The sequence below is a fragment of the Winogradskyella thalassocola genome (assembly GCF_900099995.1).
Taxonomy (GTDB): Bacteria; Bacteroidota; Bacteroidia; order Flavobacteriales; family Flavobacteriaceae; genus Winogradskyella; species Winogradskyella thalassocola.
Map to the genome: position 1 here is coordinate 281,464 of NZ_FNCZ01000004.1, position 15,076 is coordinate 296,539.

The 15,076-nt window shown below is 29.6% G+C and carries 17 protein-coding genes; 2 read left to right on the top strand and 15 right to left on the bottom strand.

Features of this window, described 5'->3' with window-relative positions:
- Positions 1 to 25: 25 nt before the first annotated feature.
- The 6 genes from BLT80_RS20120 to BLT80_RS12395 all read right to left on the bottom strand — a co-directional run bounded on the left by BLT80_RS20120 (position 26) and on the right by BLT80_RS12395 (position 4,314).
- Entirely contained in the window at positions 26 to 166 is a 141-nt protein-coding gene (locus tag BLT80_RS20120; RefSeq protein WP_175455604.1) for a hypothetical protein, read from the bottom strand.
- Between the two features lie 272 nt (positions 167 to 438).
- Positions 439 to 591: a lmo0937 family membrane protein gene (locus BLT80_RS19890; RefSeq protein ID WP_139181062.1), complete on the bottom strand. Its 153-nt coding sequence runs from the start codon at positions 589 to 591 to the stop codon at positions 439 to 441.
- 191 nt (positions 592 to 782) lie between these two features.
- Positions 783 to 2,561 (bottom strand): CHASE3 domain-containing protein, encoded by a 1,779-nt coding sequence (locus BLT80_RS12380; RefSeq protein ID WP_092468425.1) that lies wholly within the window; start codon positions 2,559 to 2,561, stop codon positions 783 to 785.
- A gap of 3 nt (positions 2,562 to 2,564) precedes the next feature.
- The gene (locus BLT80_RS12385; protein WP_092468427.1) at positions 2,565 to 3,011 is read right to left on the bottom strand and encodes a response regulator; all 447 of its coding nucleotides are present in this window, start codon (positions 3,009 to 3,011) and stop codon (positions 2,565 to 2,567) included.
- A gap of 21 nt (positions 3,012 to 3,032) precedes the next feature.
- On the bottom strand, positions 3,033 to 3,581 hold the full coding sequence (locus BLT80_RS12390; protein WP_092468429.1) for a helix-turn-helix domain-containing protein: 549 nt from the start codon (positions 3,579 to 3,581) through the stop codon (positions 3,033 to 3,035).
- A gap of 202 nt (positions 3,582 to 3,783) precedes the next feature.
- Complete coding sequence (locus BLT80_RS12395) at positions 3,784 to 4,314, bottom strand: lipid-binding SYLF domain-containing protein (RefSeq protein ID WP_092468431.1); 531 nt, start codon at positions 4,312 to 4,314, stop codon at positions 3,784 to 3,786.
- A gap of 445 nt (positions 4,315 to 4,759) precedes the next feature.
- Between BLT80_RS12395 and BLT80_RS12400 the strand changes: the two genes are divergently transcribed.
- Together BLT80_RS12400 and BLT80_RS12405 are read left to right on the top strand one after the other, a co-directional pair.
- The gene (locus BLT80_RS12400) at positions 4,760 to 5,119 is read left to right on the top strand and encodes a hypothetical protein (RefSeq protein ID WP_092468433.1); all 360 of its coding nucleotides are present in this window, start codon (positions 4,760 to 4,762) and stop codon (positions 5,117 to 5,119) included.
- Positions 5,120 to 5,267: 148 nt separating this feature from the next.
- The gene (locus BLT80_RS12405; protein ID WP_092468435.1) at positions 5,268 to 5,825 is read left to right on the top strand and encodes a DUF2971 domain-containing protein; all 558 of its coding nucleotides are present in this window, start codon (positions 5,268 to 5,270) and stop codon (positions 5,823 to 5,825) included.
- 125 nt (positions 5,826 to 5,950) lie between these two features.
- On the opposite strand, the gene BLT80_RS12410 is transcribed toward BLT80_RS12405, so the two are convergent.
- From BLT80_RS12410 to BLT80_RS12445, 9 genes are all read right to left on the bottom strand, one after another.
- The gene (locus BLT80_RS12410; protein WP_087490843.1) at positions 5,951 to 6,466 is read right to left on the bottom strand and encodes a hypothetical protein; all 516 of its coding nucleotides are present in this window, start codon (positions 6,464 to 6,466) and stop codon (positions 5,951 to 5,953) included.
- On the bottom strand, positions 6,459 to 6,908 hold the full coding sequence (locus tag BLT80_RS12415; protein ID WP_175455605.1) for a Panacea domain-containing protein: 450 nt from the start codon (positions 6,906 to 6,908) through the stop codon (positions 6,459 to 6,461). Before BLT80_RS12415 ends, BLT80_RS12410 begins: the two co-directional genes overlap by 8 nt.
- Before the next feature lie 235 nt (positions 6,909 to 7,143).
- On the bottom strand, positions 7,144 to 7,785 hold the full coding sequence (locus BLT80_RS12420) for a DUF6266 family protein (RefSeq protein ID WP_092468439.1): 642 nt from the start codon (positions 7,783 to 7,785) through the stop codon (positions 7,144 to 7,146).
- Positions 7,786 to 7,922: 137 nt separating this feature from the next.
- On the bottom strand, positions 7,923 to 8,363 hold the full coding sequence (locus BLT80_RS12425) for a DUF6943 family protein (protein ID WP_092468441.1): 441 nt from the start codon (positions 8,361 to 8,363) through the stop codon (positions 7,923 to 7,925).
- A 249-nt stretch (positions 8,364 to 8,612) separates the two neighbouring features.
- The gene (locus BLT80_RS20125; protein WP_175455606.1) at positions 8,613 to 8,780 is read right to left on the bottom strand and encodes a hypothetical protein; all 168 of its coding nucleotides are present in this window, start codon (positions 8,778 to 8,780) and stop codon (positions 8,613 to 8,615) included.
- Between the two features lie 923 nt (positions 8,781 to 9,703).
- Positions 9,704 to 10,579: an Abi family protein gene (locus BLT80_RS12430; RefSeq protein WP_092468443.1), complete on the bottom strand. Its 876-nt coding sequence runs from the start codon at positions 10,577 to 10,579 to the stop codon at positions 9,704 to 9,706.
- Between the two features lie 5 nt (positions 10,580 to 10,584).
- Positions 10,585 to 13,026: a DEAD/DEAH box helicase gene (locus BLT80_RS12435; RefSeq protein WP_092468444.1), complete on the bottom strand. Its 2,442-nt coding sequence runs from the start codon at positions 13,024 to 13,026 to the stop codon at positions 10,585 to 10,587.
- Entirely contained in the window at positions 13,023 to 14,855 is a 1,833-nt protein-coding gene (locus BLT80_RS12440) for a site-specific DNA-methyltransferase (protein ID WP_092468445.1), read from the bottom strand. The genes BLT80_RS12435 and BLT80_RS12440 overlap by 4 nt, the downstream gene beginning before the upstream one ends.
- Positions 14,855 to 15,058 carry a helix-turn-helix domain-containing protein gene (locus BLT80_RS12445; RefSeq protein ID WP_092468446.1) on the bottom strand — a complete coding sequence of 68 codons (204 nt, stop codon included), beginning with the start codon at positions 15,056 to 15,058 and terminating at the stop codon, positions 14,855 to 14,857. The genes BLT80_RS12440 and BLT80_RS12445 overlap by 1 nt, the downstream gene beginning before the upstream one ends.
- Between the last annotated feature and the right edge of the window lie 18 nt (positions 15,059 to 15,076).

Here is a 15,076-nt window from a genome sequence, read left to right on the forward strand (position 1 = left end):
AATAAGGATTGTAAATTGTGTAGGTTTAAAAGGTCTCTTTGGTGCTTACTACGGCATTTAGTTTTGAATACCCTAGTTCTGAATAAGCAACTTCAATTTTGCGTTTTGGAAAAATTCTTCCAACTCTTGCAAACTGTTTTTGTAAATGTTTAGATGATATTTTCATGATATAATTGATTAGGTTAATTTTCTTATGACAAAGTAACGACCTCTTTAGGCTTACCATGTTATACAATTCCTTCCTTTTGTTACATCATTCCTATTAAGTGTTAAACAAAACATAAAAAAGCGCTAATTAGAGCTCTACATGCGGAAACATCAACGCTCTATAAAACAAAGGCTACAACAATAGAGTAGCGTAGCCAGTTGATACTAAGAATTAAAAAATGTAATTAAATAGAAACGTTTGAATTGAAATGACCTTAAATAAGCTTAGTGTTAATCTTTAGAAGAATTTCTATTAACAACTATAAGTAATATAACAGCCACTATTAATAATATGTGAACCATCGCAGATAATGCATAAACAAAAAATCCGATAGCCCAAAGGATAACTAATAGCACTAAAAAAACGTAAAGAAAAGTCTTCATTGTAGAAAAGCGATTTTATTAGGGGCTTCAACTCTTTTTAGAAATTTGCTTTAAAACGGTATAAAAAAATCGTTTACGCAATACTAAAAATGTGGAGTAAAACTCACAACAAATATGCCTAATTACAAATAGAACATGTTATACAATTTCAGAAAATGTTTATATTATTCTAAGAAATCAGTGAATACAGATTATTTTAAAAACGGCAAGTAAATTATAAATGTGGCGCCAACATTGGGTTTGCCCTCTGCCATAATAACTCCTTTATGGTTTTCTACAATCTTTTTACAGATCGCTAAACCGATACCTGTACCAGAGTATTCAGATTTACCGTGTAATCTATTAAAAAGTAAGAATATCTTTTCGGCATAGGCTTGCTCAAACCCAATACCATTATCCTTAAAGGTGATTTTATGGTGAAACTTATACAAGGACTCCTTTATCTCTTCTACATCCTTTGAGAGAACCTCTTGGTGTGTAATTTCGATTATGGGAGGAACACCCTCCTTACTATACTTTAAAGAATTACTTATTAAGTTGATAAACAACTGCTGAATTTGAAATGAAATAACCTCCATGGTCGGTAAATCATCACAAATAATTTTAGCTTGTTTCTCTTCAATACTATCTAAAAGCTCCATTTTAGCGTGCTCCAATAGCATATTCATATTCGTTTTTAAATATTCCTTTTCTGAGGTGTTAGTTCGGGAATATTGTAATAAATCTTCAATAAGCATACGCATTCTCGCAGATGCCGACTTCATTCTTTGAATGTAGAGTTGCCCACTTTCAGAAATATGATCCTTTTCTTTAGTTTCTAATCGCGACATAAAGGTCTGGATTTTTCTTAAAGGCTCTTGTAAATCATGACTGGCAACATAGTTAAAGGCCGATAGTTCTTTATTAGTCCGTTCTAACTCTTGGTTACGCTGCTCGATGATTCGGTAGTTTTCAACTTCATTTGTAACATCAATGGTGACACCAAACATTTTTTTATCACCATCAGTATCATCTAGAAGTTTAGAATAAGCTCTTAAGTGTCTAATGGTTCCATCTTTATGTACTACGCGATACGTTGTAAAAGGTAATTCCTCTTCCCGCATCATCAGATTAATTTGCTGCCCCAAATGATTAATATCCTCTTCGTGTACGTATTTATAAAAATTTTCTAAAGTTGGTTCAAAACTTTGTGGTTCTTCACCTACTAGACGATACAAATTGTCCGAAAATTCAAATTCATTCTCTTCAATATACCAAACCCAAGTACTCGTATTACTCACAATCTCAGATTGCTTGGTTAATTTTTCAAAAATTTCTAATTCAATATTATTCTCTTTTAGAGCTTTTAAATCCTTAGTCATTTTAAAATAAGCCAATAGAAGGATAACCAACGTTACAATTAATAAACCATAAAACAACAAGGGGGTTAGGCCTATTTTTTCTTCATTAATTTCTTGATTATGTGTTAACAGCCGCTGTTCTAGATCTAACATTTCGGTGATATCTTTACGGATTCTATCCATCCTAATTTCACCTTCGTGCAGCAAGAATAATAAATCTTGCGTTAGTACCATATCATCATTAGCGAGACTAAACGACTTATCGAAATTATTGAATCGCTTCTTTATATCATTTTTTAGCTCCTTTAGTTTTTCCACCTGCTCACCATTAGGAACAATTAATGTATCTAACTTAGATAGGTTATGGTTTACTTTTTGTAGACTCTCTTTATACGGAGTAAGAAATAAAGAATCATAAGTGAGCAAAAAACCTCTATGCCCTATTTCGGCATCTTTTAAATTAGAAATTATAAGTTCTAACTCACTTCTTAAAGAGTAATTATCTTTAACAACTTTTGATGTTTGAGATAACTCACTAATATGTTTATACGTAAAACCACCAATACATAAAATAACGAAAAGGCCAACTATAAAAGCGGTTCTAAGATATCTGCTGGAAGGTGTAGGCATAAATTATAATCTTAATAAAAAATTGTCTTTATTTAAACCACTGGTTTGATATTGCCAATTGGTAGTTACGACTTCTGAAAGTACTTTTTTAAGTTTTTCAAAATCATTAGGTTTCTTAATATATACATTAGCACCTTTCACAAAGGTGTTTTCGATATCTTCTTCAGACGCTGATGTAGAATATATGGCAATTACCATATCGCTTAATCGTTTGGTTGCTTTAATGTCTTTTAAACATTCCATTCCTGATTTCTTTGGCATATTTAAATCTAGAAACAATAAGTTTGGTAGTTTATTATTGGAATCATTTAAATACTCCATTAATTCTATACCATCCTTAAAAAGTAACACTTTACTCTTAATTTTCAACTCTTCAAAAGCCTCTGTAAAAAACAACCTATCGTCCTCATCATCATCAGCCAATGCTATATTAATATAATCGCTATTCATATTTACAAACTTACGGTTAGGTTAATTTATTTGTTTTCTTTTTGCAATAATACGCTGAAAAGCTGACGGTGTAATACCCGTTGTATTTTTAAATTGTTTACTTAAATGTGCCACACTAGAATAGTTGAGTTTAAAGGCTATCTCGGTGAGCGAAAGTTCTTCATTTGTCAATAATATCTTAGTATATTCTATTTTCTGTAAGATAATAAAATTTTCGATGGACGTATACGTCACTTCCGAAAACAGATTAGATAAATAGTTGTAATTCTCCTCGAGTTGCTCAGCCAAATAAACTGAAGTCTTCACATTGACATCCTTTTCATTAAAGACCATATCTACAATGACATCTTTAATTTTTTGAATCACAATCTTTTTAGGGTCTTCTACAACCTCGATACCAAAACTATTAATATCCTCATGAAACCTTTTTAACTGTTCTTCTGATACTTTAGCCGTTAATTCTATTTCACCAAATGCTGTTTGCTGATAATTAAATTGATGCGCTTCTAATTTCTGCTTTAAAACAGTGTTGCAAACTTTAGTAAAATCGAATTTTAGCAATAATTTCATCTCGTAGTTTTGTTCTTTAGGTGGAACGATTTAATAACTATTCAAATTTAATATTAAAATTCGCATGTTACATCATGTTATTTTTATGAATTATTAAATATAAAGAATAAATAAAGATTCTAATACATTGAAATTTTTAAAAATGCAAAAAAGCCGATTGTAATAATCGGCTTTTCCTTGTGATAAAAATTTAATTTCTCAACTAAAATTCTGAATAATTAAATTTTTGACCACCAATTGAAACATCGGCCATTGCACCAGCTTTAGATTTTGCAAAAATGACAACACCATCATTATAATTGGCATTTTTACTAGCTCCTTTATCTACTATAACAGCTTTTGCTTCAGCAGAAAACTCAAAGTTTCCTTGCTTAAACTCGTTTAAAGCATCTTCAGTTTCAAAGAAAATAACTTGCATATAGGCTTCTCCACCTGCTTGTAAGCCAATATCTAGTTTCTTCATATCAGCCATTCCTACAGGCATTCCGTCTTCGTAAACAACACCATTACCCGACGCTGCGCCTATAATTAATGCTCCCTCTCCAACATTTGGAAATACAACATAACCCGAGGAATTAGTAAAGAATTTCTCTAATCCAACATCATAACTCTTCATTGTTGAGATTGCTTTTTCGGCATCTTTCATAACACGTTTATCATCTTTATTTTGAGCAAATGCAAATACGGTTACAAACATCAATGCCATCGTTACTATAAAATTTCTAATTTTCATAATTTTAAATTTATTGATTAAACATTTATTTTAAAGAAAGTGTCGAAAACAAATGATTTAAGTATTTCTAACTTTCTTACTGTAAAATTATGAGTATTCTCTATTCTTGATTAATGCAATACAATTAATTATTGATGCTATCGGTGATTTAAATATCACCTTATAATAAAGCTATGACACTGAAACATCTTATAAATGAATTGCTTTCAATTTAATTCAAAGAAAATTATAGTGACTATTATTATTACAATTCTAAACATACTTTGAAGACAAGAATTATTATTGTCTTAAGGACCTCACAACAAGAGTAACTGGGATTTAATATTTAAAACTTTTTTGGTATTACTTGGTTGATTGTCCATGAAAATAAAAGATTTACTATATTAGAGTTATAATGTGGATATAGACTATAGTGTATATTCAATTGTTGTAGCCAATTAAAGAAATGAGTACTGAAAATGAAATTTTTATTCCAAATCAAAAAACTCGGAAAAAGTTAGCCGAAAAACTGAATTTGGAATTTGACGAAAATATGCAAGATTGGGAATGGGAAATATCTGACTCAAATCGAATTGCTGAATTCATAACGGAATATGATAATCGGAATTCTTCACAAGCGGAAAAAGTAACGCTAATGGAAATTATTCTTGATAGTCTGAACGATATGGAAAAAACAAATAATGAATTTGAAAAACATTTGAATTCTGTTCTTTTACGATTAAAAAAGAATTCTGAAATTCATAGAGGAATAATTAAATATTGGAAAAATGGAAAATTTGATATTTCTGAACTTCTGAAAAAATAACTGGCTACAACACCGTATAAAAATAATTGCGGTTTAGTGCTTAATCAAAGGTCGTTGCGTGTTTGTAACGTCTGATTTTCCTTCGGAAAATCCTCGCATACAAACCCGCAACTATTCTTATACATAAACGTTACCAAAAATATCCAATATGTACTATAAGTTTAGAGATTTAAAAAATTATAAATATATTTTGGACATTTTTTTAAATCAACGCTTATTTTCATCAAGTTTTATAAATTTGAATGACAATTTCGAAGGACAATTCTTTTCTAATAATTTTGGGGAATCAAAAAGAGTCCGTTTAAATCCTAATAAAGAAAAACATATAAGTATATGCTCTTTTTCTGAGAATTACAAAAGTCATTTAATGTGGTCGCATTATGCAAATGGTCATAGAGGAATAGCCATAGGATTTGAAATAGATAAATCGGAATATAAAATTGATAAAGTTGAATATAATGGATTAGGTTCCTTTGAAAATCTTCCTCTAAAAGTTGATGAACTTAAATCAGTATTTTTAAATAAACTTAATGAATGGAAATACGAAGAAGAGTATCGAATAATTACTGAAAAACAAGATTACATAAAAATTAAAATTAAAAAAGTGATTTTTGGAGCGGAAACTAAAAATCATGATAAAGAGATTATAAGTAAACTTATTGAATTAGTTGATAATAGGATAATTATAGAAACTTATAAGGGTTAAAAACTTTTGGTAACACCGTGTTATATTAATAACCTCTTGAAAGTATTGTATTTATTGACTTTAAATAAATAATATTAAAATAGGTACAACATAGGTATAACAACAACCTTTTATAATATTTCTAATTATTTACCAGGGAAAATCTTATGAAAAGGGTCGTAAAAAAGTATGTAAATCATACCTACATTACCAATAAAGAAGAATACTCTTGGCGCTCTATCATTATTTTTATTAGTATACAAACCAAACTCACCGAATTGAGGTAATTGTTCATCTGGTATATAATCTTTTTTAAATATTTTCTTTACAACGCTTAAGAGATTCTTGTTTGGTCTTATTGTTTTTAAGTGTTCTGTATACGGTAAATTATAAAGAGAATCATCTAAACTACGTTTACATAAATCCTTAATCTTATTAAAATATATATTGTAATCAGACTTGTTTGGAAATTCCTCACTTTCCGTTTTTAAAAATTCAGGGTTATGAAAGGAATACTCTGGAACATCATCTATATTCAAATAGTCATATGCTATGGATGGTGTTGTTGTCAGAGGAATCGAAAAATTATCACCTAATTGATACTTTAAATCTCTTTCCTCATCCTCAATAAAATATTGTATTTCATCAAGTATATTAAGCATTTTTCTTTTTTAAACGAGCTGTATAATAGTTATAAATACTATCAACTGTTATTGTATTTGTAGAACGCTCTATTGGTGACAAACCCTCTCTAGCTTCATTCCAAGGACTTTCCTTGTGAGTAAGGAAGACGAGCTTCTCATCAGACATAACCCCATAACTGTCTAAAACAGCAAACAACAACTTTTGTTGATCTTCTGATAAACTTAATTCTTTAAGTTTTTGAGAAATTTCTTCGGATAATTTTACTTCATCAAAATTATATTTGAAATTATCATTTCTGAAAAATTTATCTTTAAAGGTATTATATACAGATCTATATACTGGACCATTTACCCAAGCTTCAGGTAATTCATCAAATAAAGTATACTTGTCAAATTTTATTATATTCCAAACTTGTACGTAATATAAAAGCTTTTGTAGTTTTAAAGGACTAATGGACATACCCTTATTTTGACAATAAAGTATTATAAACTTAACTAGTGATTTTAAATTTTTCGTTACCATTTTAGAATAATTCGGTGCAAAGTTAGAAAAAACAAACCCATAAATAAAATTATTGAGATTGAGATAGTTAAATAAAATTGCAAATCGTTTAGTTTATCAATAAACAAGAATTAAAAAAACCGTTCCTAAACCAATAGAAACGGTTTTCAATATGTATTTAAACTTAAAGTTATTAAGCTGCCGTACCAGAGCCTAAATACACACTATTTGATACTTGTGTACCATCAGCAGAAACAAACGCCATAAATAGCTCTACTGTGTCTCCTGCATAGGTATTTGGTATTGTAACCACTTGCGAACCTACAGTTCTATCAGCACCATCCAAAATAGAAATTGATTCTTTTTTACTTGGATTGTAAACCAATACCATCGCTTTGTCTGTTACACTTGCGTTGCCTTCTGCCGAGTTATCATCCCAATCAAAACTTACTTGTCCTGCGGTTGCTAAATCGGTTGTGCCATTTAATACGCCAGATAAAGGACCTCTACTTAATAAAGCTAAAGAATAATCAATCGTAAAGTTAGGTGCGATACCTCCTACCGCATTATTTAATACATAAGACATTGCTGCATTAAATTCTGTTTTCTTGGTCGCAAATGACTTATAACCGATTTTGATAAAATCTTTAGTCGCTTGCAAATACTCCAATGTAATAGTAAATTTATTACGCTGATTCACTTGTCCCTCTGTTCGAGGATTTGCCACGCTCGATGGCTTAATTCTGATGTAGTCAATACCTTTCCAACTACCTCCAATAATGTTACCTACTTTTCCTGATAACCCTCCTAAAATACCCTGTGCAATTTTACCCATTACTATTTAAATTTAAAATTAATACTCGTTCGGATTTGGTACGGACTTAACATTGCTTTTAAACCTTATTTTCGTTACTAATATAACTAATATTGTGCCATATTGTTACGGTTTCAGGCTCTTTAGATGCCTTTGCGTTAGGCTTCTTTGCTTTGCATTATTTTGAAACAATTACGGATATATGCCACCTTTAAAACTGCCATTTTATCAATGACATTTTGAAGCTCTTTTTCCTTTTTACAGATAACAGAAACCGCATTAATATGTTTTTGCATCTGATTAGCGATATTATCACTTGATTTTAAACCTTTTTTAAGCGTGCTTCTACAATCATCTATTGAGATAAACGGAATAACACTACCTTTTAAATAGTAGGCGTAAAATCCGCCTATTTGCAACATCATCGATAAGTGAAATAATGTGTTTTTTGCTTCTTCGGTTGAAGTTTGCAATACAAAACAATTAGGACAAGGATTTGAGAGCGGTTTTCCGCTGTTTAGACCTTTGTTTAGAATAAAAAAATGAGGGTTCGAGTAAGTGCGACCAGATTTGTGTGTTTTTAGTTCAAAAGTTGACATAGCTATCCAATTTAAAATTGCTTCGCTACGCTTCGCACCATTATTTTTTTTGAAAAGAAAAAAAGATAGCCATAGTTATTGTGGCGTGGGTAAGGCTGTCAAGGTTTTTGGATAAAAGTTTTTTGAGTTAAAATGTTTAATGAAATAGCAGAAATATTGTAAAAAAAGTTTTATTCAAAACCCGTAGGGCTTGACCTTTACTGCCTTGTGCGGCTGGCAGAGGTAGCCACATATATTTGCTACCTTTTTTTATTTTAATACTAAACCTGTTAATATTACTATAATAACAATCATAACAATTGTGAAGACTTTTGTAGAATAAGAATCATCGCCTTCAGGATTTTCGATTTTATTACCGTTATCATCTATATCGTGAGGAAAGAATAAATCAAATAAATCTTCAATCATTTTTTTCATACCCTAAATATAACTTTTCTGGGGAATTAACACTTAAAAAAATAGGTTTTTGTACGGTATCGAGCGGTGGATGAAGCGTTTGTATGGGTAGCGTTTTAAATAGTTGTTTGATAAAACAGCATTTAAATAAGCTACTTATACAGGACTTTTAGACAATAGCTTATTGCTTTTTTGAGGCACGATAAAAAGTAATGTGCTATGGCGTACTACAAAATATTATAAACCTATTTTTTTATAACCGCTGACTTGGGTGGTGGGGAAAAGTGGACTTTAATATTTGTTAGCGAAATGAAACAAACAAAGACTTGAGGTAAGGAATACTTGGACTTAACGATGGTTTTGTGCAGTTGAATGAGATAACGAATATTATTATCAAATAACGTAATCTTTTAAATGTTCTACTGTTTAATGCTTGTTCAAAATGTGGTTAAAAGTACGGATGTGAGCGGTGGATGAGCGGATATTTTACATAATAGCAGTTATAGCTACCAAAACATAAGAACACGCCGTAGGCAACCTTTGAAAAGGTTTTTGCTACTATAACTTCTATTATGTAACTTAGCTTTGGGTTGGTTTTTTGGCGTAATAGTTGTTTTGAGCGTTGGCAATGGCTCTTTGCTTTTTTATTGTACCAATTTATTACAATAGATACTTTTAAATAAAACAAGCAATGTGCCATTATAGCGTTGGTTACAAGTATTATGACATAAAACCAACTATGCGGTGGCGCGCGGAACAACACAAAAGACAGAGGATTTTTGCCTTTTTCGGCAAAAAACTGGGTTTTGGGTTGTGGGGAATTATTTTCGATAATAAAAAAACCCCAGATAGTATCTAGGGTTGTTTATTTTTTTTAAGTGCACCATAAATGCTGATGAAGTATAGGACACTAATCTTTTGCAAATATACAAATAAAAAACAAATTAACAGCTATATACATAGCCTAATTTATCTTCTATAATTGTTTTTATAGTCTGATTCGCTTTAAATTTATTAAACAATTTGTCCAATTTTATCTCTAATTCTTTTTTTCTATCTAATGATATATATTCCATAACATATAATAAAGCTTTTATTGCAGCATCTAAACTATGACTATAATCATTATTAAACTTATACGATGGCATTTCAACTACACCTTCATCAATATGTAAATCATAAATCACACCACTATGTGCGCAACTATTTCTGACAAAAACAAGTGTGTCAAGTATGTTTTGAAGTTTTACTGGTTTCTTTATATTGTATTGTGTAGAAACTAATTTTCGAACTTCATCATCGATAATATTTTCGTATACTTTTACTATAGAACCAAAAGTGTAGTATTCAAAAGTTTTCCAACAAGGTGCATATTTATCGAGAGGATTGTTAACGTGATGTTTATTAATTAATAAATTCTTTTTTTTAAAATTATTGTTGTAGTGCGATTTAATATCTTTTAAGTAGGCAAATGACATTATTGTGTTATCTGTGTACCAAATTGGATTGTTATCATAGTTTGTTGAAACCCAATAAATCAAGTTTGTTCTAAAATTTAACTCTAAACGATTTATATATTTAATTAATATGTATCTTAAATCAACATCTAAATAATATAAATCTATTACTGTAGAAAATTTAGTGCCAATTTCAAAATTATGTTTCGCATCGACTTCAAAAGGATACCAATAAAAACCTAAACGATAATAACCAATATCTAATAAATGTTCTTTGATTTTCTCTATATCAAGATCTAATATCATACCTCTTGAGCGAAGTTTTGCTATTTGCACATCAATGGTAGTTGCTTTTTTACCCATATAATTTAAAATATTTCAGAAAATAATTTCCAATGTTGGGTTAATTTGCCTGGTGTATAATCGTAATCAAAATTTACTTTATTATCTACTGTATGTTCTTTGAGGTATTTTTCATTATTGAAGTAATACCATTGATTATTTTCTAACACTACTAAACCACCAATATATTTACCTCCTTCTTTATTTAAAGCTATCAATTTATTTGCTAAACCTACAGCTCTACCTTCTGGATTTTGTGCTGTATTACCACTTTTAGTATCAAATATACCTACTCTGCCATCTTTGAATTTAATTATCCAATCTGGGTAAAATAATGCTTCTTCTTTTTTGCCTGTATTAAAGTATTTTAAACAATAGTATTCTTTACCTGCATCACCATTTTTAAACCACCAATCTATTTTATCTTTTTGTTGTTCTAAATAGTTGAGGAATTTTAATTCATTTACCCTACCATTGTATTGTTTCTTTAAATAGAAAGGTTGAACTATACTTAATGAAGATGTACCCTCATCTTTGGTTAATTCTGCATAATCATCTGTAAATGTGTACTCTTCTCTAATTACAAACAAAGGTGCTTCTCTTTCTTCTATTTCTGTTTTACGTTTTTCTAAAAACGCTTTTTTTATTGGATAATAAGTTTTTAGTGTTTTTGTTAAAGCTTCTCTGAAAACACTTGATTGCTCTTTATTTAAGTCGTTAATTAATATTCTGTAATACAAGTTACTATCTTGGTCGAATATACTCTTAAACCATACTCTAAATGCTGATTTTAAAGGCGACCAAGAACGTGAAACGTTTGATACTTTTGCTTCTGTTTCTGTTTGTTCAGTTAGTAATTGATAACAATAAAAATTAAATAGTTTTTCTACATCATTTCTTGAAATATCATATTCTTCTTCGTGACCTTTTGTAGTATAATCTAAATTGATTTTATCATAATCTGTAAATACTGCATCAACTATTAATTTATTAGTTATAGTAGGATTAATATCTACCCCTTTTGATACAATTTTTTCTCTTATTGTGATGGGATGGTCTTTTTCTTCAACATCAAAAAAGTTATTAAATGAACTTAAAAAACTCATTTGAAACTTAACTGCGTGACCTAAATCACCATAATCTACTCTAGACACAAAATCTGAATATAATCCTTCAATATTTTCAATATCATCCTTTCTTTTTGAAGTATATATGAAAGGTTTGTTGTTTGTGGTTTGATCTGGTATTTCTATATCATTACGCTTGTAATTGGTAAATAAATAACCTGTTCTTAAATTTGGATTATTTTTATAATCGTCTTTTGAATTTGGCTCTGGCATTCTTAAAATTCTACCAATAGTTTGTGTGTAAAAAGAAGCTGAATTTATCTCTCTAAACATTACCAAAATATGCGCTCTAGGACAATCCCAACCTGTACCTGCTGCTTGTTTAAATAACATAAAATCCACATCACTTTCGTTATGAGTAATGAAGTCCATATTTTTTTGCTTTCCATCAAACCATAAAGCTACTTTACGTTCTGTGTCAATACCTTTTTTAGCTAAATAATCTAATACAACCGTTTCTTTCGTTTTTTCATTTCTATCACTTGACTTATTGTCATCATTTGGTAATTGAATTAAAACTAAAGGATTAATGTCTTTACCTAATATTTTAAATTCATCTTTTAGTACTAACTGTCTTTCAATACCTAATTCAAGTAATAATTCATCTTGGTCTTTATTCGGATATTTTTTTAAGTCTTCCTCTGTTTGTACTGCAATCTTTTCTTTGATTAAACCTTCAGCAACTACATCATCTCTATTTACTCTAACATAACCTGCAAGACCCTCATCTTCCTCATCTCTATTAGGTATATAACTTGGCGTTGCAGATACATTTAAAATCACTTTAGGATTAATAATATCAATTATATTTTGCGCTAAAGTTGTCCTACTACTTATGTGACTTTCATCTACAATTAGGATAATTTCTCTATTCTCTTTGTGTGTATTTTCAATTAAATCTTCAAAATAAAAGCCTTGTTCTTTTAATAAGATTTCATCATCAGGTCGTCTCAATACTCTATTATCGGCACTTGTAGAAACCAACTTTTGCCAATTAATAAATAGAATATCGTTTTTATGAAATTTACCTTGTTTGAAGTCATTAACTGTTAGTAAACCATTTTCGAGATTTGAATCAAAATACTCTTGAAACTTAACTTTACTTTGCATTGCTAAATCATCTGAAAAAGTAATCCAGATAAAAGCTTTATCATAATCCCAATTTGGTAATGCGTTTAAACCGTGTACAAAATTTGACACCATAAAAGTTTTACCACTACCTGTTGGTGATTTAAAAACTAAATGTCTTTGAGTTTGCGTGTTTTCCCAAAGTCTTATAAAAGTTGATGTTAATTTATCTATTGCTTTCTTCTGAAAGTTTAGTGGACTAAATTTGCTCATAGAGTAACTATATTGTAAATCTTTTTGTAAATCTCTAAAATTGGTTGTGGTATTGTTTTAATAGTAATGTGTTCTAAATGGTCGAATAAACTTTCAAACTCACTTCTGTTACCCCAACTAAATAAATACAACACAATAGGTTTTTTTATTTTTTCTACTTTAGCTAAAAAAGCTTCCATTTCGGTTAACTCTTCTTTAAAATATATTGCAGTTATTTTCTTTTCATTTTCAAATAATTGATAGCAATTACTTAATTCTATTTCTTCAAGAGTGTTTTCTGCTATTGAGAGTAAATAACCTGCTTTTTGTGCTAAATTAGATTTATCTTCATCTGTAGCTGACAAAATATTATTAGAACCTACAAAATCTGTTTTATAATATTTTAACGAATTACCAAGACCGCTAATTGCATTACCTTTTAAATCAACATAACCTTTTATTACTTTTTTGCTTCTAGGATAGGTAACTTCTGTACAAATATTCCCTTCATCATTTGTGCAAATAATATTTTGGATGTTATATCCTTGATTATTCAACTCCAAACAAGCCTGTAAAGTAGTTGCAGAACCAGCAAAGAAATCTAAAACTATCGACTTTTTATTAGTTGATAACTGGATTAAATCTATTATTAAGTCAACTGGTTTAGGATTTTTAAATGCTTTGTAACCTAATATATTTTTTAATTGAGAAGTACCATTACCGCTAGAATATTCAGGTTTATAAAATAATGTTTTGGGTTTTTTAGTAGGTAAATCGTTCAAGTCTGGTCTTTGTTTCTTATATAAAGAGATACCATTTTTTGTTCTTGTAACTATAACATCATTTTTTAGCCTTTTTCTATTTTTTTCCGAAAAACCCCAACGCCACCTACCATACTCCTTGCCTGAATATGGAAGTACAATTTCATAACCTAAATTTTCGTATTTACTAATTACATTTGATAAATGTTTATCATCAAAAGTTTTAGAAGGCTTATCATAAAGTGCAAAGTGCTCATCTTTAGTTATAGCAAAAGCTTCATCTTCTTTTATTAATATTGGATAAAACATTTCAGCACGGTTTTCACGCTTATCTTCCTCTCCTGTCGCTCTCATAGGTGCACCTTTTTTAAAGAAACCTATTTCGTCTTCACTCCATTTTTCTAATTCAGAATCATCTAATTCAAATTGATTAAAGGAACATTTGCTAATGTTTTTAGCAAAAACTACTGTGTATTCGTGTGTTCCAGCAAAACCAAATTCATCTTGATTACCCTTTAGATTCATTATCGTCGGAAGTATTGCTACTTGATTATTACTACCAAAGACTTTTGAACATAACAAAACAAGATTCGCCATCTCATTATCATCAATACTAATTACAATTTTACCTGTATCCTTTAATAACTCTTTTGCTAAATCAAGACGTTTATACATAAAAGAAAGCCAATAACTATGACGTAATGGTGAATCTTTAGGAACTAAAGTACCATCAGGAAATTTATTTATAATGCGCTTGTCTTTATAAGTAAAACCATCCTTACCTGTATTATAAGGTGGATCTATATAAATAAGGTCTATTTTATTTTTGTGAGTATAATTTAAACAAGTTAGTGAATGATAATTATCTCCTTCTATTAATAAGTGGGTTGGATTATTATCCTTATTTTTAATTGCTTTTTCTTTAACTTCTTTAAGAATAGGTAATTGGTTTTCTGTTTCTTCTTCAAATGCTTCAGGAACATCTAACCACGTTACGCCATATTTAGAAGTCTTTATACGATTATTAGAAACTTCCAATTTCTTTTTAAGAGTTTCTATTTCTTTTAATAGTTCTTTTTCTGTTGGCATTAGTTGTTGTTTTCTTTATTAGAAAGAATTAAATCTTTTATGTCTACATTTAATATTTTGGCAATATCGTAAAGAACTTCAAGTGTGGGTTGATTTCTGTTTTGAACATACCCATTAATTGTATTGAAGCTTTTACCTAACTTTTCTGCTAACCAGACTTGTTTAATGCCTTTTGCCTCTAAAACCTCTTTTATTCTGTTCATAAAAATTTATGATTTGAA